At 48.0% G+C, this 22,369-nt stretch carries 18 protein-coding genes; 2 read left to right on the top strand and 16 right to left on the bottom strand.

Going from position 1 to position 22,369, the window contains the following annotated elements:
• Nucleotides 1-124: 124 nt before the first annotated feature.
• The 9 genes from glmS to tsaE form a co-directional block, all read right to left on the bottom strand.
• Nucleotides 125-1,954: a glutamine--fructose-6-phosphate transaminase (isomerizing) gene (gene glmS, locus BLQ36_RS12665; RefSeq protein WP_074515932.1), complete on the bottom strand. Its 1,830-nt coding sequence runs from the start codon at nt 1,952-1,954 to the stop codon at nt 125-127.
• Nucleotides 1,955-2,367: 413 nt separating this feature from the next.
• Complete coding sequence (gene groL / locus BLQ36_RS12660; protein ID WP_074515931.1) at nt 2,368-3,993, bottom strand: chaperonin GroEL; 1,626 nt, start codon at nt 3,991-3,993, stop codon at nt 2,368-2,370.
• Nucleotides 3,994-4,026: 33 nt separating this feature from the next.
• Nucleotides 4,027-4,308, bottom strand: a complete 282-nt coding sequence (gene groES, locus BLQ36_RS12655) for a co-chaperone GroES (protein ID WP_033170394.1) — start codon at nt 4,306-4,308, stop codon at nt 4,027-4,029.
• 186 nt (nt 4,309-4,494) lie between these two features.
• Nucleotides 4,495-5,082, bottom strand: coding sequence for an ANTAR domain-containing response regulator (locus BLQ36_RS12650; protein WP_074515930.1), 588 nt, complete (start codon nt 5,080-5,082; stop codon nt 4,495-4,497).
• Nucleotides 5,083-5,087: 5 nt separating this feature from the next.
• Nucleotides 5,088-6,545 (bottom strand): sensor histidine kinase, encoded by a 1,458-nt coding sequence (locus tag BLQ36_RS12645; protein ID WP_074515929.1) that lies wholly within the window; start codon nt 6,543-6,545, stop codon nt 5,088-5,090.
• 114 nt (nt 6,546-6,659) lie between these two features.
• A complete protein-coding gene (gene tsaD / locus BLQ36_RS12640; RefSeq protein ID WP_074515928.1) occupies nt 6,660-7,700 on the bottom strand; it encodes a tRNA (adenosine(37)-N6)-threonylcarbamoyltransferase complex transferase subunit TsaD in 1,041 nt (346 codons plus the stop codon).
• Nucleotides 7,701-7,715: 15 nt separating this feature from the next.
• The gene (gene rimI / locus BLQ36_RS12635) at nt 7,716-8,168 is read right to left on the bottom strand and encodes a ribosomal protein S18-alanine N-acetyltransferase (RefSeq protein ID WP_074515927.1); all 453 of its coding nucleotides are present in this window, start codon (nt 8,166-8,168) and stop codon (nt 7,716-7,718) included.
• Entirely contained in the window at nt 8,168-8,902 is a 735-nt protein-coding gene (gene tsaB / locus BLQ36_RS12630; RefSeq protein WP_074515926.1) for a tRNA (adenosine(37)-N6)-threonylcarbamoyltransferase complex dimerization subunit type 1 TsaB, read from the bottom strand. The genes rimI and tsaB overlap by 1 nt, the downstream gene beginning before the upstream one ends.
• A complete protein-coding gene (gene tsaE, locus BLQ36_RS12625) occupies nt 8,883-9,365 on the bottom strand; it encodes a tRNA (adenosine(37)-N6)-threonylcarbamoyltransferase complex ATPase subunit type 1 TsaE (protein ID WP_074515925.1) in 483 nt (160 codons plus the stop codon). Before tsaE ends, tsaB begins: the two co-directional genes overlap by 20 nt.
• 305 nt (nt 9,366-9,670) lie before the next feature.
• Between tsaE and BLQ36_RS12620 the strand changes: the two genes are divergently transcribed.
• Nucleotides 9,671-10,216 carry an NADH peroxidase gene (locus tag BLQ36_RS12620; RefSeq protein ID WP_074515924.1) on the top strand — a complete coding sequence of 182 codons (546 nt, stop codon included), beginning with the start codon at nt 9,671-9,673 and terminating at the stop codon, nt 10,214-10,216.
• A gap of 156 nt (nt 10,217-10,372) precedes the next feature.
• Here the strand turns inward: BLQ36_RS12620 and BLQ36_RS12615 are convergent, their stop codons facing one another.
• The 4 genes from BLQ36_RS12615 to BLQ36_RS12600 all read right to left on the bottom strand — a co-directional run bounded on the left by BLQ36_RS12615 (nt 10,373) and on the right by BLQ36_RS12600 (nt 18,125).
• Complete coding sequence (locus BLQ36_RS12615) at nt 10,373-12,289, bottom strand: hypothetical protein (protein WP_318260990.1); 1,917 nt, start codon at nt 12,287-12,289, stop codon at nt 10,373-10,375.
• Between the two features lie 82 nt (nt 12,290-12,371).
• Complete coding sequence (locus tag BLQ36_RS12610) at nt 12,372-13,559, bottom strand: hypothetical protein (RefSeq protein ID WP_074515923.1); 1,188 nt, start codon at nt 13,557-13,559, stop codon at nt 12,372-12,374.
• A gap of 192 nt (nt 13,560-13,751) precedes the next feature.
• Nucleotides 13,752-16,667, bottom strand: a complete 2,916-nt coding sequence (locus tag BLQ36_RS12605; RefSeq protein WP_074515922.1) for a metallophosphoesterase — start codon at nt 16,665-16,667, stop codon at nt 13,752-13,754.
• Between the two features lie 90 nt (nt 16,668-16,757).
• Nucleotides 16,758-18,125 (bottom strand): MFS transporter, encoded by a 1,368-nt coding sequence (locus tag BLQ36_RS12600; RefSeq protein WP_074515921.1) that lies wholly within the window; start codon nt 18,123-18,125, stop codon nt 16,758-16,760.
• Between the two features lie 258 nt (nt 18,126-18,383).
• Here BLQ36_RS12600 and BLQ36_RS12595 point away from each other — a divergent pair, with 258 nt between their 5' ends.
• A complete protein-coding gene (locus tag BLQ36_RS12595; protein ID WP_074515920.1) occupies nt 18,384-19,232 on the top strand; it encodes a helix-turn-helix domain-containing protein in 849 nt (282 codons plus the stop codon).
• A gap of 69 nt (nt 19,233-19,301) precedes the next feature.
• On the opposite strand, the gene BLQ36_RS12590 is transcribed toward BLQ36_RS12595, so the two are convergent.
• The 3 genes from BLQ36_RS12590 to BLQ36_RS12580 form a co-directional block, all read right to left on the bottom strand.
• Entirely contained in the window at nt 19,302-20,858 is a 1,557-nt protein-coding gene (locus BLQ36_RS12590) for an ABC-F family ATP-binding cassette domain-containing protein (RefSeq protein WP_074515919.1), read from the bottom strand.
• Nucleotides 20,859-20,871: 13 nt separating this feature from the next.
• Nucleotides 20,872-21,609, bottom strand: coding sequence for a J domain-containing protein (locus BLQ36_RS12585; protein ID WP_074515918.1), 738 nt, complete (start codon nt 21,607-21,609; stop codon nt 20,872-20,874).
• A 495-nt stretch (nt 21,610-22,104) separates the two neighbouring features.
• Nucleotides 22,105-22,369: serine hydrolase (locus BLQ36_RS12580; protein WP_180364886.1), on the bottom strand; the 265-nt coding region annotated here is incomplete at its 5' end.

Below are 22,369 nucleotides of genomic sequence, written 5' to 3'. Positions count from 1 at the left end.
AACGCTTTCTATTTTATCACGAAACCGTTTAATACAAAAGAATCTTTTTTAGCCAAAAAATCCCGCCCGTATCAATGATACGAACGGGATTTTCTACTATCAGTCTGACAATTGACTGGTCAACTTACTCAACCGTAACGGATTTTGCCAGGTTACGCGGTTTATCGACATCACAGCCACGCGTGATAGCGGCAAAATATGCCAGGAGCTGCAGCGGAACTACCGTAAGAATCGGAATCAGCAGCTCATCCGTCTCCGGAACCTTGATAACATGGTCAACATATTTCTCCAGTTCCTCATCGCCTTCCGCTGCAATACCGATTACCACAGCATCGCGTGCCTTGACCTCTTTGATGTTGGACAGCGTCTTTTCATAAACGCTCTTCTGGGTTGCCAATGCAATGACCGGAACCCCTTCCACAATCAAAGCCAGCGTGCCATGTTTGAGCTCACCAGCTGCATAAGCCTCAGCATGGATGTAGGAAATTTCCTTAAGCTTCAAAGACCCCTCAAGGGCTACGGCATAATCCAAGGAGCGGCCAATGTAGAATACATCTTCATTGAAGCCATACTGCTTGGCAAACGTCTTGATTGGATTTACATCTTCCAGCGTTTCGCTAATCTGCGCCGGAATCTTCTGGAGCTGGCTGATAAGTTCTGCCAAACGCTCAGCCGGCTGGCTCTTCTTAATCTGTGCCATGTAAAGTGCCAGCATGAAGAACAACACAATCTGCGTCGTGTAAGCCTTCGTGGAAGCAACCGCGATTTCCGGGCCAGCCCAGGTATAGATAACCTGATCGGCTTCACGGGCAATCGAGGAACCGACAACGTTCGTAAGTGCCAATGTCTTGGCGCCCAGGCGTTTTGCTTCCTTCATGGCAGCCAGCGTATCACTGGTCTCACCCGACTGGGAAACGACAATGAACAGCGTGTTCTCATCGATAATCGGGTCACGATAACGGAACTCCGAAGCAACATCAACTTCGACCGGCGTGCGGACGAGTTTTTCGATATAGTATTTGCCTACGAGGCCGGCATGATAAGCCGTGCCGCAAGCAACGATATAAATCTTGTTAAAGGAATTGAGATAATCTGCATCCCATTTGAGCTCGTCCATGACGATGCTCTTGCCATCTTTGGCAATACGCGGACTCGTCGTGTCACGGACTGCCTTCGGCTGCTCATGAATCTCCTTGAGCATGAAGTGCTCATAGCCGCCCTTCTCAGCAGCTTCCGCATTCCAGTTGACCTCAAATACCTTCTTGGTCACCGGCTCACCCTGACGATTGGAAATTTTGATGGAATCCTTCGTGAGGACAGCCATCTCGCCATCGTTCAGGATATACGTACGGCGCGTGTACTGGATAATAGCCGGAATATCCGAAGCGATGAAGTTTTCCCCCTCGCCCAGACCGATAACCAGCGGGTTATCCTGTTTTGCACAAATCAGCATCCCCGGATGCTTGCTGCACATAAACACGAGGGAATAGGAGCCTTCCACCCGGCGCAGGACTTCCCGTACCGATGCCACAAAGTCACCATTGTAGACTTCCTCGATAAGATGTGCTACCACTTCTGTATCCGTCTCCGATTTGAACACATGCCCTTTCTCAATGAGATCCTCTTTTAACGTCAGATAGTTCTCAATGATGCCATTGTGAACCACCACGAAATCACCGGAGCAATCGGTATGCGGATGGGAGTTACGGTCGGACGGACGGCCATGGGTTGCCCAACGGGTATGGCCAATGCCCATAACGCCCTGCGGCATATCATCCTTGATTTTATCCTTCAAGGATGCCAGACGGCCAACGCTCTTCTCCACTCGGATGCTTTCGCCATTGAATACAGCGATACCAGCCGAGTCATAACCACGATACTCGAGCTTAGCAAGGCCTTCCAGCAGGAAATTTGCTGCCTGCTTATCTCCGACATAACCAACGATACCACACATAATAGTACCTCCTATGAAATTGTACGATCCTGTTGTGTCCTCCATCCGCTCTACCTCTCAGGTTCACACCCAAGCTTTAACAGATTTCTATCGACCGGGCCGGCCGGAAGGCATCCGCTGACTATTCGACAACCTTCTCCTCGTCTTCTCAAAAGCAATGCGACCACTTTCGAGAACTTGCGCTAGAAATGAATTTATTTCTTTTTTTACACCAGAACAACAGGATGTTTTCTTCTGGATTTTCTTCTTTTTCAGGCATTGATGAAATTTTCAATGCTTGAACATTATAACCAATTTATCGAAGCTAGTCAATACCAGCTGCCCCTATCCCGTCAGGATAAAAAAACAGGCCAGGAAGTTTCCTTCCCAGCCTGTCTCCTATTTCCTGTTAAAGGTTGCTATAAGGGAATCCCTTACATCATGCCCGGCATGCCCATGCCCGGTGCAGCTGCCGGAGCAGCCGGTTTCTCTTCCGGTTTGTCAGCGACGAGAGTCTCCGTCGTGAGAACCATGGAAGCAATGGAAGCAGCATTCTGCAGAGCGGAACGCGTAACCTTAGCCGGATCAACAATACCAGCTTTGATCATGTCAACATACTCGTTCTTCAGTGCGTTGAAACCGATGCCGTCGCCAGCTTTCTTGACGTTCTCGACGACAACCGAGCCTTCAAGGCCTGCGTTGTTGGCAATCTGGCGAACCGGCTCTTCGATGGCGCGGCGAACGATGTTTACGCCGACTTTCTCATCGCCCTCAGCCTGGATTTTATCCAGTGCCGGCAGGATGTCGATGAAGGTCGTGCCGCCACCTGCAACGATACCTTCCTCAACAGCTGCACGCGTAGCGTTGAGCGCATCCTCGATGCGGTATTTCTGGTCTTTCATCTCAACTTCCGTTGCAGCGCCGATTTCGATGACAGCTACACCGCCAGCGAGTTTAGCCAAACGCTCCTGGAGTTTTTCTTTATCGAAGTCAGAGGTCGTCTCGGCAATCTGTTTCTTGATCTGAGCAACGCGAGCTGCGATAGCATCCTTATCGCCTACACCATCAACAATCGTCGTCTCCTCTTTCGTGGAGCGAATCTGACGGGCACGGCCCAGGTCTTCAATCGTTACGCTGTCGAGTTTGCGGCCCAGTTCCTCGCTGATAACATTACCGCCCGTCAGGATAGCAATATCCTCGAGCATAGCCTTGCGGCGGTCACCAAAGCCCGGAGCTTTGACAGCCAGAGCCTTGAAGGTGCCACGGAGCTTATTGACAACAATCGTCGTCAGAGCCTCGCCGTCAACATCCTCAGCGATGATAGCCAGCTGTTTGCCCTGTTTTACAACCTGCTCGAGAATCGGCAGGATATCAGCAATAGCGGAAATCTTGCGATCCGTAATGAGGATATACGGATCGTCAAGGATTGCTTCCATCTTGTCCGTATCCGTTACGAGGTACGGGGAGATGTAGCCGCGGTCAAACTGCATGCCTTCCACAACGGAAAGGTTCGTCGTCATGGACTTGGACTCCTCAACGGTGATGACGCCGTCTTTGCCGACCTTCTCCATAGCCTCAGCAATCAGCTCGCCCGTCTCTTCGTTAGCCGAAGAAATGGAAGCAACCTGAGCGATGTCAGCCTTGCCATCAACCTTCTTAGCTTTCGTCTTGATTTCCTCAACAAGAGCCTTGACAGCCGTATCGATACCCTTCTTGATGATCATCGGATTAGCACCAGCAACGACATTACGCATGCCTTCCTGGATCATAGCCTGAGCCAAGAGCGTTGCCGTCGTCGTACCGTCACCAGCGATATCGTTGGTCTTCGTAGCAACTTCTTTGACCAGCTGTGCGCCCATGTTCTCAAACGGATCCTCGAGCTCGATGTCGCGAGCAATCGTTACACCATCGTTCGTAATCGTCGGGGCACCGAATTTCTTCTGCAGGACAACGTTGCGGCCTTTCGGTCCAAGCGTAACTTTTACGGCGTTAGCCAGTGCATCAACGCCACGGCCAAGAGCGCGGCGTGCATCTTCATCAAACAGAATCTGTTTAGCCATTTATATTACCTCCAAGGAAATGTATAACGTCTATTACATAACAGCCAGAATGTCGCTCTCGCGAACAATCAGGTATTCTTTATCATCCACTTTGACTTCCGAGCCAGAATATTTCGAGAAGACAACTACATCGCCCTCTTTAACTTCCATAGCTGCGCGCTCGCCGTTATCCAGCAGTTTGCCAGAACCAACAGCAACGACAGTGCCCTTCTGCGGCTTCTCTTTGGCCGTATCCGGCAGAACAATACCGCTGGCAGTCTTTACATCGCCCTCAGCAACTTCAATAACAACTCTTTCGCCTAATGGTTTAATCATAGGTATTCCTCCTATAAAATAAAATAACAAGGTTGGCTTGTTAGCACTCGTCACACCTGAGTGCTAACTGCAATTCTTATAATAATGTTTCTTAGTCAAAATGTCAAGTTGCAAAGCTAAAAAAGTCAAAAAAACAAAGAGTCCGTTTTGACCAGTCAACTTGACTTGTCAAAAACGGACTTACCCTTATACTTTTCCGCCAGCCGCCCGTACAATGGCCTCCGCAACCTCTTTGATGCTAAGGCGTTTTGTCATGGCATAGCGCTGAATCCGGCGATAAGCTTCCTGTTCACTTAGCCTATGGGCCGCCATCAAAATCCCTTTGGCCCGATCCACGGTTTTACGCGTTTCCAGAGAATCCTTTAGCTTGCCCAGCTCTGCTTCCATCCCCTGCATCTCTTCCCAACGGGAAAGGGCAATCTCCATAGCCGGAAAGAGATTGCTTTCTTTTACCGGTTTTACCAAATAGCCCAACACGCCGGAATCTTTTGCCTTCTCCACAATATCTGACTGGCTAAAAGCCGTCAGCAAAAGCACCGGTGCCAGTTTCTCCTCCGATATCTTGCGGGCAGCAGTAATACCATCCATCTCTGGCATTTTAATATCCATAATGACCAAGTCCGGCTGATGCATTCGGGTGAGTTCCACCGCTTTTCGTCCATTGATGGCTTCTCCCACCACCTCATGTCCCGCATCCTCCAGCATTTCCCGAAGGTCCAGGCGGATAATCGATTCGTTGTCGGCAATCACCAAGCGCAGGCATTTCTTCTTCATAAATGTCATTCCTCCAGACTCTGAATTACTTCGTTGGATATTTCCCGCTCCGGCTTGGGCAGGCTAATGCGGGCATGGGTTCCACAGCCTTTGCCCCGTGCATCATTTTCTAAGGAAAAGCTCCCTTCCAAATCCCCCTCAATCAAAGTACGAACGATGGAAAGGCCCAAGGAACGGGTCTTACGGGGATTAAAGCCCTCTGGCAGACCACAGCCATCATCGTATAAATCGAGGTTCCAAGAATCGCCATCTTCCTGAACCGACAAACCAATTTTTCCCGAAGGCCGTCCGGCAAAGGCATGCTCCATGGCATTTAAAACCAATTCGTTCAGCACCAAAGCCAAGGAACTTGCATACTTAGAAGGCAGTACCACATCGGGGCCGCTGTACTCAGTCCGGATGATGAACTGACTGTCTGCCATATTACGCCCCACCAAATCAAATATCTGCTGCATAACCTGCTGCACATGGATAGCCTCTTCCCCCTGCTGGGAAAGAAATTCGTGTACGACTGAAATCGATAGCACCCGATTCACGCTCTCCTGCAAAGCCTGACGCACTTCTTCCGACTGGCTGCGCCGAGCTTGCAGCCGCAAAAGACTGGCAATGGTCTGCAGATTATTTTTGACACGATGATGGATTTCTTGGATTACAGCCGACTTGATGCGTATTTCCTTATCTTTCGCCCGCACCTCGGTCACATCGGATAATATAACAATGCGACGGACCAGCTGCCCGCCCTCCTGCAAATCAATCTGCCGTCGGATAAGGGTCAAGTTGCCAGCAGTCAACTCCTTCTGCCAAGGCCGTTCCCGCTCCATAGTCTCCCGGCAAATATGACGGGTCAGCTGACGGTCAAACAAATGACAGCCCCGCAGGCTGCCCACCCCTAGCACCCGGTATATTCGCTGGGCAGCCGCATTGGCAAACACAATACGGCTGAATTGGTCGGTAATGAGAATGCCGTCGCTGGCCGAAATAGCCCGATACTGTTCCGGCTCTAACACCTTGCGCGCATGTCCTAACACATCCACCGCTGTAGCTAAAATGCAAGGATACCCGTCAATCTGCAGACGGTCGCCATCCACTTCAAAGCTCACCACACCAATGACCTGATTCCCATCGCGAATCGCGTAAGTATACATATCAATCAAGGAACCATAGGTCCATTCCCGCTTGCCCTTGCCGGGCAGTCCCGTCATCATCGTATCCTGCACCAATGGCTCTTCAATGGCAGGCTGCAACTTCCCATAGTCAGACTCTCGTTTTGACATATAGATAGTCCGCGGACGCTCCTGCGCTATGATTACAAAACTTCCCGTTTTTCTTGACGGCACATAAACCTTCAGCTGTCCATGGACAAGGTCAGCCAAAAACGGAAACACAATCTTCATCCGCTCTAACAGACCAATCTGCTTTACCGTCAGATTCGTCTGCTGACGGCACAGCTCTGCCATATCCATCCATCATCATCTCCCATCTATTTTCCCGGTTGTCTGCCACATAGCAAATCTCAAAAAAAGAGACTGCTCCCACGCATTTCTCATCGTTGAGCAGTCTCACATATTATTATACACTTAATCGTCGCAATCTGCCAGTCCCAATCCAGGAATTGCATTGAGATACAAATCGCTGTAACGCCCAGATAGGGACTGATAATAACCGCGGCAACCAATCATGGCCGCATTATCCGTACAAAGTATCTTGCTTGGATAAAGGAATCTTACGCCGTGTTTTTCTGCCTCTTCCCGCAGCCGGCCTTCTAGGCCGCTGTTGGCCGCCACACCGCCGGCCAACACCAGGGTATCACGGCCGGCTTCCTTAACCGCCTGAAAGGCCTTCCCTACCAGCACTTCGATAACCGAATGCTGGAAGGATGCGGCAATATCCGGCTTATTGAGCTCATGTCCCTTCATCTTCTCACTATTGATATAGTTGAGAACTGCCGATTTTAACCCACTGAAGCTGAATTCATAATTACCCTTTTCTGTCAGCGCCTGGGGAAAATCAATGGCCAAGGGATTGCCTTCTTTAGCCAGCGCATCAATGCGTGGCCCCCCCGGATAGGGAAGCCCCATAACCCGGGCGATTTTATCGAAGGCCTCGCCAGCAGCATCATCCCGTGTCTGCCCCATCATATGGAAGTTGTTGTAGCCTCGAACATCTACCAATGCCGTATGCCCGCCTGATACCACCAAAGCCATAAAGGGCGGTTCCAACTCTGGGGACGAAAGGAAATTGGCAAAGATATGTCCTTCCAGATGATTTACCCCAATAAGCGGCACCCCGAGAGAAAAGGCCAGCGACTTAGCTGCCGATACGCCCACCAGCAGAGCCCCTACGAGTCCAGGTCCATAGGTGACCGCCACCTGGTCAATATCCGAAAGTTTTATCTGTGCCTCCCGCAGACATTCGTCGATAACCGGCATGATATTTACAATATGCTTCCGCGAAGCAATTTCCGGCACCACACCACCAAACTTCTGATGAACGGGAATCTGGGTTGATATGATATTGGAAAGTATCGTACGCCCGCCACGAAGTATCGCCGCCGATGTTTCATCGCAGCTTGACTCAATCGCCAGCGTCAACAGTTCTTCTTTATTTTCCTTCTCCATAAGTATCTCCATCCATCAAAGTTTCGTATTCCACATGATGATTGCATCCTCACCATCGTCCTGATAATAATGAGGACGACGGCCAGCATCCTTGAACCCATACCGGGCATAAAGCGCACGGGCTGGAGCATTAGAAGGACGCACCTCAAGGGTCATTGCCGTCACACCTTTGGCCTTTACCGCATTGATAATCGCACCAAATAATTTCGTGCCAATGCCCTGTCCACGGTATTCCGGCAGAATTGCTACATTTGTAATCTGACATTCCTCAAAGGAAATCCAGCAGCCGGCATAACCAATAACCCGCTCACCATCCAGTGCCAGCAGGTAAACCGTGTTTTCATTGGCTGCTTCTTTCCAAAAGGATTCCCGTGACCAGGGAATCGCAAAACAGGCTTTTTCTACAATCTCAACAGCATCGGCATCTTCCGGTGCCATCTCACGAAAGCTCAGCGATTCTAATCCCATCACATTTCCTCCGTGGGAAGCGTATTCTTGGCCGCTTCCGGATGCCGCTTCTCCCAGAGAACCTCTGCTTCACTGCGACGAATATAGACCGGCTCCAACTCCATGATATTAGCCGTCCGTCCAGCTGCCAACTCTTCCAATCCCAGCATCGCTACGCAGGCTGCCCGCGGCATCATAAGGTGAGCAGGAGCGGCTGCGACATTTTGCGGAAGTTCCATCTTGCCAACGATTTTTTTCTGCACGGCATCTCCCAGCAATACCACTGGTTCTTCCATACGGGCACACCAGGAAACCACACCGGCAATCTTGGCAACCTGAACTTCATCAACCACCTTCAGCTGTCCCTGTTCCCAACGATACGTCTCCACATAAGCATTGCCCTTCTGAGCATCCAGCAGACATACCAGTCGCACGCCCGGAACCGGGTAATGATAAGCCAGGGCCTTCAGCGTCGATACGCCTACTAACGGCAAATCCAGCGCATAAGCCATTGCTTTTGCCGCAGCCAAGCCTATCCGCAATCCCGTAAAGGAACCTGGGCCGATGCTGACGGCAATTCCTTCCAATTCATCTTTTTCAACCGACGCCATTTTAAGCACCTGTTCAATATGGGGCATCAAAGTCTCCGAATGGGTGAGTTTTGCCTGCATGGTAAGCTCAGCTGATAATCGTTCCTTTGAAGCAACCGCCACACTCGATACTTGTGTCGAGGTATCAATGGCTAGTATGGACAAAAGTCTCCAACTCCTTTATGAATTCCTGATTTTTCTCGCCTGCACAAGAGAATATAAAGCGGCGGCTGTTCTCCGTTTCCCCCGTCCGCTCAATTGAGATTTTCACGTAATCCTCTGGCAGTGATTCAGGAAACTTGTCCGGCCACTCGATTACTACAATTCCCTCTGGTTCCTCCGTGTATTCATAGAAACCAATATCCTCTAACTCTTCTTCCGTTTCCAGCCGGTAAAGGTCAAAATGATAGATGCGGCAAATCCCTTCATATACGTTCATGAGATTAAACGTCGGACTTGTCACTTCTCCCTCGACGCCCAGGGTATGGGCAAGACTCTGAACGAACAACGTCTTGCCAGCCCCCAAATCGCCCTCCAGGCAGAGCACGGTTCCCTCCCGGATTTTTTGCCCCACCAGCTCTGCTAGGTGTACGGTTTCTTCGGGAGAACTTGTCATACAGGTAAACATTCGTTATTTACTCTCCTATATATTGCGTTTAAAAAACATCATTCAGTCTAATATTATAGCACGAAGCATCATTGCTGCCAAATTATACAACGGATAATAATTATTAACTGATATTTTATTTTAAAAACTACGTAATAAAGAGAATTATGGAGAATTTTATCGTTAAATAGATATAAACCCTAAATTTAGCGAAATTTACTCATTTCTATTTTCTGATAGATGGCCTATAATAAAAGCGTACCAATCAAATAGCACCAATAAAAAATAATTATTGGTTCATGTGTTTATATAGGAGGGTTATCATTATGAAAAAATTTGTATGCACGGTCTGTGGTTATGTTTATGAGGGCGAGCAGGCTCCGGAAGTATGCCCAATCTGCAAAGCTCCAGCTGACAAATTCGTCGAGCAGAGCGGTGATATGACTTATGCAGATGAGCACCATGTCGGAACGGCTAAAGACGTTGATCCGCGCATCATCGAAGGCCTTCGCCAGAACTTCACAGGCGAGTGTTCCGAGGTAGGTATGTACCTCGCTATGGCACGTCAGGCTGACCGTGAAGGTTATCCGGAAGTTGCTGAAGCCTACAAGCGTTATGCTTGGGAAGAAGCTGAGCATGCAGCCAAATTTGCTGAGCTTCTCGGCGAAGTATTGACCAATAGCACCAAGAAAAATCTGGCTATGCGCATTGATGCCGAGCATGGTGCTTGTGCTGGCAAGAAAGAACTTGCTACTCTGGCAAAACAGCTGAACCTGGATGCTGTTCATGACACGGTTCATGAAATGGCTAAAGACGAGGCTCGTCATGGCCGCGGCTTTAAGGGCTTGTTCGACCGTTACTTTGGCGAATAATCCAGCCCATCTATCTTACGCTTCCAATTCAACATAATATAAAGAAAAAAGGTGCGGCAAAATACTTTCGTATTTTGCCGCACCTTTTTATGCCCATTTTAGAAAAGATCCATTAAAAGAGTGTACCCCCCCTTTGAGGACAATTATATACCACTATCAGATATCCTCATGTTCCCGCAGCCACTGTGACCATTTTAAGGAAAAACCATCCTTATGGGCAGTCTGTACATAACGATAAAATTTCTCAATCATTCTTGCCTTTTGGTGATAGTAATCAGCTTTCCATTGGCCCGGCACCGCCTTGGCTGATTCATAAGCCACATAAGCGCCTCCCAGCAGATACTGCCGGGAAAGAATATCACGCAAGGGTACCTCAGGATTTTTCATCATATCATACATAGCCATATAAGCCGTGGTCCTACCTTTCCCCGCCTGGCAATGAAAATGCAGCCAAGCATTCTGGGGCAGTGACTGGGTAAACTCAATAAACTTCTCAATATTTGCAGCCGCCGGCCATACATGATCCGTATCTGTAAGACGCAAATAATGCCAGCCAGCACCTTCCACCAGCTGCTGCTCACTCATGACTTTGTCTATTTTCTCCTCATGCGGATTAGCTGGCATCTTTTTCTTATCCAATTTTGCCAACAAAACGTTTTTTCCCTTCGCTTGATGAAGCCGTTTTGTCTCATCGTCCAAAGCGTCCTGCCGTGTTTTGCCTACATTCCCCCAATCGCGGTCACCATACCAACTAACTGCCTGCCCATTAAACAAGCCATGCGATTCTTGCCGCAAGTCCACCACATAAACAGGGCCTTGTGCTTTTGACTGTATCACCTGCTGCAATGCCCTAAATTCCCCGGCGGAAAACTCTGCACTACCAGACATAGCTAGGCAATCCAGCCCTTGACGTGAGGGTGTCCGGGTAAAGCCCTCCCCCGCTTTATCCGCCGGCATATCCTGCTTGAACTGCCCATCAGCGGTGCGGAAGTTTCTAGGCAAACTGTTCCTGTTTTCCGCATCGATCCGCCAGATATACCCACTGTAGTCCGGCTCCCACAGATTGACCTTATGTTTTTTCGCCCAGACACTATACGGAACTTCTAATTTCGGATTTTCCTTAACATAATCATAGAAGTGCGCCACAAACTGATATCGCTCAATATATGCCTTGCGGCCATAATTGCGCTTTTTTTCAGGTATATCACTCAAATCAACTATGCCGATGAGTTTCTGCCGTTGAATGATATCATCAAAGCTCACCGATCCGGCATTTTTCAAAATGTCATGCATGACAAAGAAAATTGTTGTGCGCCCCATCCCTGCATAGCAGTGATAATGCAGCCAGGCATCCTTGGGCAGCTGCTTGTAAAACGCCACGAAATGGTCAACATCCGAATCCTCCGGCCGGAAATGATCTTGGAGGGTCAACCGAAAATAATTTGCTCCGTGCTGGCGTACCATTTCTTCCTCAGTACGCACTTGGCTGTAGGGCTGCAAAACCGGTTCTAATAACACATTCTTATTGTCATCGAAGCGATATACCTGACAAGCTTTTTGCCCAGCTAAAGCCCCTAACTGTTCTTTTTCCAACGGCAGAATAATATCTGCCTTACGGCCATCATTCCCCCAATCATGATCAGCATACCAGCTTACAGCCGTACCATCTAAATACCCATGGGATTCTCCACGCAGGTCAATATCATAAAATTTATCCGCACTTACAGGCACTGCTGCCAAGACAGCCTCCAGTTCTTTCTCGGAAAAGCAGCTGGACGCAGAAGCGTGCAGTTTTTCCAAGCCCTGTCTAGTGGGCATAATGCCCGATTTAGTCATCCCCTTGTATTCGTCTGTGGCCATACGAAAATTTCTGGGCAGCTGATACACATCCGCCCGATCTACTTTTAACCCCAGCACCGGTGGATTTTTTACAACCAGCGGGGCCTGTTGCATCGCCTGAATTACTTTTGCCTGCTGCTCCTGCGGACCAGCGAAAACCGTACACGGTAATCCAGCCGCCAATAACGCCACCAAAAATGACGCGCCTGTTTTTCTGTTAAAAAGCATTGCCATGACATAACATCTCCTTAATCTTCTTCTATTAGTTATACTCGCATCAAAAAATTTGTCAACTTCAATACAATTTTTCTATCAGCTAAAACTTCGCTGTAAATTTAAGATAGGTAAAGCCACGTCCTTCTTTCGTTAAAGAAGAACCTGTCCCCCCTTTGCGATTAGCAGCACTTGGTTTTGTATCCCCCCAATATCTCTGCAGGGATAGCTTGGTATGGTCACTGGCCGCATAGTCAAAAACCATGCCACCCCCTTTAAAGCCGTCTTCCGACAGGCAGTCATCCCAGGCAGTGTAATTGTCATTCATAAAAAGATTCTGATCCACATTCAGATACTCTAGGGAAATCCCGCAAGTTCCCTTTTTCTTGGCCTTGCCATAATTCACTCCCAGCAACATTCCTTTGGTTATCTCCGCATTTCCAAAGGAATCATAACCATAGCCATGTTCCCGGCCAAATTTGTCGCGATTAAGATCACATATATATTCAGCCATTCCCCCCCATTTTCCATTTTGCTCTATCCGGCCAAAAATTCCTAGATATCGCTCTGGTTGTTGCGTCCCATAATATATCCCTAGGTAATTATCCTGGGAAAATTCGTGCTGAAATTGCACGAACTTCAGCAAACGGCTACGGGTAGGTGGTTCTTGCTTATTCACATCATTGACAAGATAATCCTGGGAATCCCGGCCATAACCAGCATATAAGCTGCCATATTTGTCCATGACATATTTTACTGTAAGTTGATTGACACTAGCTTTAGATAACCAAAGTCCTTCCCCCAGAGCCACATTCTGTACACCTGCTTTTATTTGCACCGGTCCAAAAGAACGCCCTACATAGGCCTGATCCAGCTTTATCTTATTTTTCTCCGCAGGATATTTGCCCGCCACTGGTTCTGCAGAAGTCGATTTAAATTTCACCCCTAATCCCACGTCATATTTACCATCCACTTTAGTTAACGCGTTAAGACGAATTTCCGCTTTGAATTTCCCCGCTTTTTTGTCGTCATACATATAACCTGTTTTGGCAGACCCCGACCAAAGTAATTTAGGTTCCTGTTTTTTCTCCTTTTTTCCCCCTGCGCCTTCTTTTTTTTCCGCTTGCGCTAACTTTTTTTCCATCACCACCAACCGCTGCCGCAAACTCTCTATCTCCTGCTGCATAGACGCTACTCCCTCCGTATCGACCGCTGCAGCCACTTGCCCTGGCGGCCACCATAAACTACCAGCTGCCACTGCTGCCAATACTTGTTTGCTTATTTTTTCCACACACATCACCATCCTAAGTTACTATATTAAAGCAGCATTTCCTTGACCTAGACATATTATATAGGATTGATATTTATTGATTCCTCTTGTATTTTGCTATTCTTAACACAAAAGTACATATTATTGCTTTTACGCTCATTCCTAAAAAACACGCCTCCGCAGTATAAACTGCGAAGGCGTGTTACTTCTTCCTTACCCGTGGATAACATCCGTGTATTCAGGAAAATCCCGCAACCTATCTGCCGGCGCAAAACCAGCCGCGCCAGTAAAGATTCCTTTTTCCCACTGAGAACGGGTCGACCAAAACATATCGGCAAAATCATTACCATTCGTGGCAATAACCTGGTACTCCTGCAGCTCCGGTACAAAGGTACCTTCAGCCCCCACTTCCGCAAACATTTCGGTGCGAATGCGCAAGTATTGAGCTTCCGGCAACGATGACAAATCCGTATAATGCGTGCCATCCTGAACAGCTATCGTCAAAGCTCCCTTTACCGTAACACCATCATCAGATACCTCCACTACAGCCTTTATCCCCGCCTGCAAAGGTATATTCGCACTAGCCTTTAATTGCTTAAATTGCCAATATTTCTTCTCGGTCTTGAAGGCCGGAGCATAAATGGCAGGGTGACGCCACTCCGTAGTATGGGTTCCCACCTTGAGAATATTACGAAAATCCAGCCACAAGGCTAACTGCCCATCCTGAGGCCCAGCTTCCCCAGGAGCATCCAATACCATCTTATTTTCCTCTGCCGAAAAGCCCCTTCGATAAAAGCGTACCTGACTTATCCGTCCCGGCAAGTGCGTGAAGTATTTCGGCCGATTGATTTCCTCAATCACATGTCCAATATAGGAGTACCCAATAAAGATTGGCTCATCTCCCCATTGACGCAGCTCCGCCTCAGCAGGAATAGCTGCCACATGGGCCACATGTTTCCCATCACAATAGGAATCACCACCACAGGATTTGTCAAAGGTCATGGTATATTGCGCCCATTGCCCCACCTTGGCTTCGCCACCTTGCCAGGAATATTCCGTAATCCCATGGCAGGTCCCCCATTTAAGGCCTCCGGCACGCTCTACCACCATACGCATAAAGTAGGTGGCTCCCCAACCCACCGATTTACCTCGTACCATCAGCGGATTATGACCCATTTCATTTTCATGAGCCAATCTCTCGACCTTAGCCCATACCATCCCGGTAAAGCCCTGCTCTGCCAACAAATCCGGAGCTGGCAGCACCTCTATATAATCCCCATAATGCTCCAGACAAACCTCAATATGCCCTCCCCGCTCCATAACTTTCGGGGTTCCATGCATAAGCGCCGTATGACCACAGCCAGATTTATCCAGTACTCGGGGAATAATGCGGATTCCCTTTTCGATGCGCACCTCCTTAGGCAGTCTGTCAGCTAAACTAATTTGATAATCCCCCCCTTGATCAAACTTATATCGGAACTCAATATATTTTTTCTCATGGCCTCTGAAAAAAATATTCTTAGATTCCATCAACCGCTGATTTATATAAAAGGGAATCGAGGTATATATTTCATGATCTAGGTTATTGGTGGCCTCCACCCCCGCTATCACACAATCCGACATCCTGCCATGCCCTGCCTGCAGCCACATGTGAGCAAAGGACAATTGGCTGGGTTCATAGACCAGCAACTTTAACTTTTGCCCACCGTACTCCAAGATGTGCTCCCCTGGCTGCCGAGCTTGATAGACAGCCGTTAACCGCCGTTTTTCCCCAGGTTCTAACAATACCGCCTGACTGCTTTCCTCACTACCAAAAAGATTCAGTACATGTTCCACGCCGTTGTCTGACAAAATCACCCGGGCATCTGCCACACCAGCCCCTTGATTATAGGCCTGGACACGCACCTCCACATGCCCGTTGTTATCCAAGCGGCGCAATTCTGCAGCCGTATATTCCACCTGTGGATGTGCCTGCTCAAGGCGCACGCAGTCTACTAACGCACTGCCACCATCTGGTGTATACCCATAGAGATTATAAACGATAGCATCAGCCGTAACATCCAGGACCCCATAGTTATTCCTGCCCATCGCTGTCACTTCGGGAAAATCTTCCAACAGTCTTCTTTCCCCATCACTGCGCGTCAACTGAACTTCTGGGTCCTGAGCACTCCCCTGGCAAACATAGACTGTCTTGGCGCCAATTGCAGGATCACTGGAAATGGCTTTCACATAATAATGCAAATGGCCGCCGATTACCAATTCGACCCCACACCTCTCTGCTAAAGGCACCAAATATTTATTATTAAAAGCATCGGTATAGGGATGATGCGCCACCAATATCCGCCACTTAGCATTACGCGCCTGGCTGCTTTGCAACTCATCCTCTAACCAGGCAAGTATTTCCGCTATATGCCGATGCTCCTTCTCCGGCAGCTGCACACCGGAATTAACTGCATTCATCTCCAACAACCCCCAGGGATTGCTATCGGCGAACAGGAAGAACGCCGGCCCTACAGCAAAGGAAAACACACGTCCATCTGGCATCGCATGCAGTATTTTAGACTGGGGCCTAGCGAAGAAACTATCGAAAAAAGGACCATCGTCGTGATTGCCAGGGATATAACAAACGGGCACTTCCCGAAGGATATCGGGAATTTTCTGGAACCAGTGACGAGCATAGTGCTCATGCTGATAGCCAGTTCCCGGAGGAATATCTCCGCCATGGATAATAAAGTCCGGTTTTTCCCGTCTGACAGCATCTGCAAACTGCGATGCCGCATTAAACAAATGCGAATCCGATAAGGTAATGATATGCAGTGCCTGGGGGGAATCAGCTAACGAGCAGAAACTCCCCTGGGAAAGAATCTGCTCCTGATAACAAATCCGATAACTAACTTTAGTTTCCGGAGATAGGTCTGTGAGCTTCGCCGTATATAGACACCCCCCATCGGCATTTTCCCGATATGACGGTTCCCGTTCAAATACTGCCGAGACCTTTCTCTCCCCAGTTTTGCTGTCATAATATACCGTGTAATTCCCCGGTCTTTCTGTTTCCCAAGCCAGCAAAACATGCGTTGCGGCCAGCCCCATTAGATAGGGGCCATTGCTTATCTTCATCTGCTGCTCCATAATTATCTGCCTCCATTACTTTGGCCTTGGCATAGCTGCCTTGTTCATAAATCTCCTTAATCCTTCTCGACTGTTGCCCAAAATCCTGCCTTAAGCTGCAGCGTGATGCGTTTCATGTACCTCTTCGCTTCTGTTTTTCTTTGCCCACAAGGTAGGTACGATAAGTAATGTCATCAATACTACTGAACCAATCCAAAAAGTGGTAATAGTACCGAACTGATAAGTGGTAACACCATCTACCACTACCTTAGCAGAATCCATCAACATGCCGTTTACAATATCCTGCAAAGCAGCACCACCATAAGCCAATAGGCCAATAACTCCCATAGCTGCACCTGTTGCTTTACGCGGGCAAAGGTCAACAGCCAGCAGTCCACCGACAAAGCAAAGAATGACCCCCAAACCAAAACCAAATACAGCGATACAAACTGCGGCTAACGTAGTATTTCCGGCAGGCACAAAGCAAACACCAATAATTCCCGCCAGCATGACCAAGCCAAACACAATCGTAGTAACAGAATGACGCGATTTAAAAATCTTGTCGGAAATGATTCCCGATAAGAAAGACCCCACACCTCCCAAAATCGGCGACAAGGACATAATACTCCCCGCTGTAACCAGGTCCAATCCCTTAGCTTCCTGCAAGAAAATGACGCCCCAACTGCTGATGGAATACCGCGAAATCCCCAGACAAATAGCCGCCGCTGCCAAAAGCCAGACATAAGGGTTTTTGATAACCATCATCTGGGCTTCTTTCGTTGAAACTTCCTGTTCCTTCTGTTCCTGAACCATCTCACCTTCGAATTCGTTGGCAGAGGGCAAACCATAAGACTCTGGCCGATCACGCATAAAGCGGTACATGATGAAAGCCAACACGATGCAAGCTACACCTGGCAAAAAGAATGCAGCGTGCCATCCAAAAGCTACGATAATCATGGCCGTTCCCAGATAAGTAGCACCTTCACCTACATAATGGGCAATACTGAACACCCCATAATAGGTTGCCAGCTGACTCTTGGAAAACCATTGAGCCAAGGATACAATACATGGCGCTGATCCCATGGACTGGAAGACACCATTGACAATCCACAGCACCAGGAATACCCAATAGGCATTGCTAAAGCCCAAAATCGCATTGACGATAGCAGCACCTAGCAGTCCTAAGGGAACTATTTTCTTGATATTACAATGGTCCGCAATAAAGCCGTTGGCACATTTACCAATGGCGATGGCTACCATCATACCTGCTCCCATGGCACCTAATTCCGTAGGGGTAAATCCCTCTTCAATCATAGGTTTTTTAGCCACGCCCAGTGTCATCCTCATCACATAGTACATGCCATAACCCAGAATCATCGCTGTGACAGCTTGAAGCCTGGCCGAGTGATACATCTTCTTAACCAGTTCCTCATCATGGATCCTTGGCTTATCCGGATTGGTCAGAAACCATTTGAACATAAGCACACTCTCCTTCTTTTTAATAACGGAATCCGCCAGTAATTCTTTTCTTTTCTGAAAATACTGGCTTTTATGGTGATTTTTTAGTATAATGATTAGGTAAGTATTGAGTAAATGATGTCCTACTCAACCATAACATAATCATTAACTACCCCTCGATGATTATTATATTACAATCATTTCTACTTATTCTTCATTATTTTGCTTTGTTTTTATTCATATTACATATTCTTGCTATCATTGGAAAAGGACGATTTTATGGCAATGCTTACTTTCAATCCTGCGACGAATCCGGTATTTACATCAGAACAGAAGGTACAACTATCTTATCTCTGCCTCCTGTCCTCCGGTACTCTGCCATTGCCAGCAGATTGCAGTGATCAGGCAGAAATCCTCTTCATTATGAAGGGCAGCGGCACCTGCACCATCCACAACACTTCCCATCCGGTAAGCAGGGGCGATATTGTTCTCGTTAATCAGGGCTGCCTGCGTTCCTTTTCGCCCCAAAACGGCACCACCACACGGGCCTTAGCGCTAGGTTTTAAGCGTCTGCAGATTAAAGGATTACCCCCAGGACAGTTTCTCCCCTCAGAAGCCGTCCCCATCATCCACGCAGGGCACACCTATCCATTAATCGCCCAACTCCTTCAGCAGATAAAGAAAGTAATTACCAGTCTCCCTTCCCCACTTCATCAAGAAGCATGCAATCATCTAGCCCAGGCTCTGATACTGCTGATGTTGGAACAATATAATCACACTGCCGTTGCTAATCACGATTCTGCCTATACCTTAGGGCAACATATCAAAACCTATCTGGACAATCACTATCTAGAAGAACTTTCTCTGTCGCAAATTGCACAGAACCTACACATCAGCCCATACTATCTGTCACATATTTTCAAGGAATGCACGGGCTGTTCTCCCATGCAATACATCACTCAATTGCGTATCTCTGAAGCCCAGAATCTGTTGCTCTCCACTAAACAAAGCGTCACCACCATAGCCATGCAATGCGGCTATAATAATTCCAACTACTTCCAGTCTGTCTTCAGCAAATTAGTAGGTATGCCACCTGGAAAATACCGCAGTACCTGGAAGCAGCCATAAAAAAGAAGGTGGACAAAATGCCAAAGCATTTTGTCCACCTTCTTTTTTATGATCATTTTCCTGCTACGGTCAAATGATCTTGGTTGACCAGTTTTCAATATTCCAAACCGAATCCACGATATCCTCGTAAAAATCTGGTTCATGGGAAACCAACAAAACTGTTCCCTTATACTCTTTGATCGCCCGCTTGAGTTCTTTTTTGGCCTCCACATCCAAATGATTCGTAGGCTCGTCGAGAACCAGCAGATTGACTGGCTTCTGCATGATTTTGCAGAGACGGACCTTGGCCGCCTCGCCGCCCGAAAGTGCCATCATCTTCGTGGTGATATGCTCATTGGTCAAGCCGCATGAAGCCAGCGCCGCCCGGACTTCAAAATTGCTCATGCCCGGATATTCCTGCCACAGCTCGTCTAAAGCCGTATTGGAATTCCCCGAAGCACTTTCCTGCTCAAAATAGCCAACCGACACAAACTCGCCCAGTTCCACATTGCCAGAAATTGCGGGAATCATCCCTAACATAGTTTTGAGCAACGTGGATTTACCTAAGCCATTCGTCCCGCGAATCGCAATTTTCTTGTTGCGCTCCACCCGGATGTCCACCGGATTGGTAAGCGGGGTATCATAGCCCAGCACCAGCCGCTTACCCTCGATGACAAACCGCGACGGAGTGCGGTCCGACTGAAAGTGAAAATGCGGTTTCGGTTTTTCCTGACGTTTTGTCAAGACTTCCATTTTGTCGAGACGTTTTTGCCGGCTGTTCGCCATACCGCGCGTTGCCACCCGTGCCTTATTGCGCTGGATAAAATCCTGCTCTTTTTTGATTTCTGCCTGCTGGCGCTCATAGGCAGCTTCTTCCTGACGGCGTTTCAATGCCGCCATTTCCTCAAATTTCTCGTAGCTTCCCGTATAGCGATCCAGACTTAAATTATCCACATGATAAATTACGTTGGTAACCGCATTGAGGAAGGGAACATCATGGGAAACGAGGATAAAGGCATTCTCATAATTCTGCAGGTAATTCGTCAGCCAAGTAATGTGTTCTGCATCGAGATAATTTGTCGGCTCATCGAGAATCAGGATTTCCGGATTCTGCAGCAAAAGCTTGGTCAGCAGCACCTTGGTGCGCTGTCCCCCTGATAGTTCATCAACCGTGCGGTCAAGGCCAATATCCCGCAGGCCAAGACCAGCGGACACTTCTTCAATTCGCGCATCGAGGGTGTAATAACTGCCAGCCTCCAGCATATCCTGGATATCGCCAACATCCTTCATTAGCTTATCAACTTCTTCCGGTGTGGCATCTCCCATCTTATCGTAAGCGGCCAGCATTTCCTGCTCCGCCTGTACCATATCTTCAAAAGCCGTCCGGAGGGTATCGCGAATCGTCATGCCGGCTTTCAGCACCGCATGCTGGTCAAGATAGCCAACCTTAACGCGTTTTGCCCATTCAATCGTTCCCGCATCTGGCGTAAGCTGGCCAGTGATAATGGATAGAAACGTAGATTTTCCTTCTCCATTAGCGCCTACCAAAGCAACATGTTCACCTTTCAATAAGCGAAAACTAACATCCTCAAAAATCTCACGGCCTCCATAGCTATGGGATAAATGGGATACATTCAATATGCTCATATATTACTTCCTTTCAAACTTTTTCCCCAACATCAACTGGTTCCCCACCTGATGCTTTAGTTCCCGGCCGCTCTTTCAACTCATTCCGGGATTCTGGATTCTTTTCCTGTGTTCCTTCCGGGACACTCTGCTTGCCATCAATCATCACCGGACCTGACGGTGCCTCTTCTGCCGCCGGACTATTTCCATTCGAATTTCCCGGATGAAGTTTCTCTTCATGGGAATCATACGCTGGTGGCGGAAACGATGCAGGTTTACTGCTTTCCCGAGAACGCTCCTCTACCGCCGGATCTCCTTTCAAGCTCTTGTAGTGTACTTCGCCATCATCCCCGGTTCCCCAAAGGAACCACACCAGGGCTCCAGCTAAAAGCAAAATCAAGCCCACAAGAACATACTTGATTTTGCCAGTTACGAAATCCTGCAATTCTTCTACAGCCTGTTCCTTGACCGAATGTCTGCGGGCAGCCCGCGGAGGAATTTTTTCCTGCTGTACCGACTGCTGTTCTCGGGGCAGTTCCCGCACCTGGTTCGTTTCCTGCCTTCTTGCCTTGTCATACTCTATGCGCGCTAACGGATCCGACAAAATCCGATAGGCCTCATTTAGCTCACTCATATGACGACCGGCCTCTTCCGGCGGCAGTTTCGATAAATCCGGATGATATTTTTTCGCCAAGGTCTGATAGGCTTTCTTTATAATATCCGCCGACGCTTTCGGATGAACCTGCAACAACTCATAGTAATCCTTAATCATCGGTATCACCTCATCCTGCGTTAATCATCACTTTTTAATATCATATAATGGTCGGAACAACGGGACTTCCCCCACAACCTCTTTCTTCCCAAAGTTGCTTTAAGCCTTGAGCCCCATTATTTATGATTAAAAAGTGGTAGTCTTCAATCCGATTCTAAATATCATTGTTGTATAACGTCTCCATTGTATCATAAATCTAAGCGACAATGAAGGTATTATAGAGCGCAATACGGTCAGAAAGAACTCCCTTTACCAATCATTCTGATACAATCTAACGATACATCCCTAGTACTGATCCGCATAGGACAGGGATTCGGCAAAAAGAGAAGGGGGCACATTTGCCCCCTTCGGTAAGTCATCAGCACCTATTTCACATAATGAATGAGCGATTCGTCATAGCGACCCTGTTGCAGATTTTTCTTTGACGGCCTAGCGAAATATTTTTGCGTGATGGCCCTCTCTGCCCATCGGCAATACCGATGCTATCAAGCCCCTTTAAAATACTAAATTATCAAAAATTCGTTTTGCCGCCTCCGCAATCATAGCGTCGTCATATTTTGCATTTTTTTCCGTGCGGCGCGACATTATCGCCATGACAATGGGGTTGCGATTGGGCGGATAAATCACGGCAATATCATTCCGCGCCCCATAATCGCCTGAACCGCTCTTGTCGATAACTTTCCAACCTTGCGGAGTTTCTGCCTTGATAAGCGTGTCGGTTATAGAATTGTCGCTCATCCAATCAATCAGCAGTTTTTTC

Source organism: Selenomonas sp. WCT3, assembly GCA_900100835.1.
Classification (GTDB): domain Bacteria; phylum Bacillota; class Negativicutes; order Selenomonadales; family Selenomonadaceae; genus Selenomonas_A; species Selenomonas_A ruminantium_E.
This window is presented reverse-complemented; position numbering and strand designations above follow the sequence as displayed.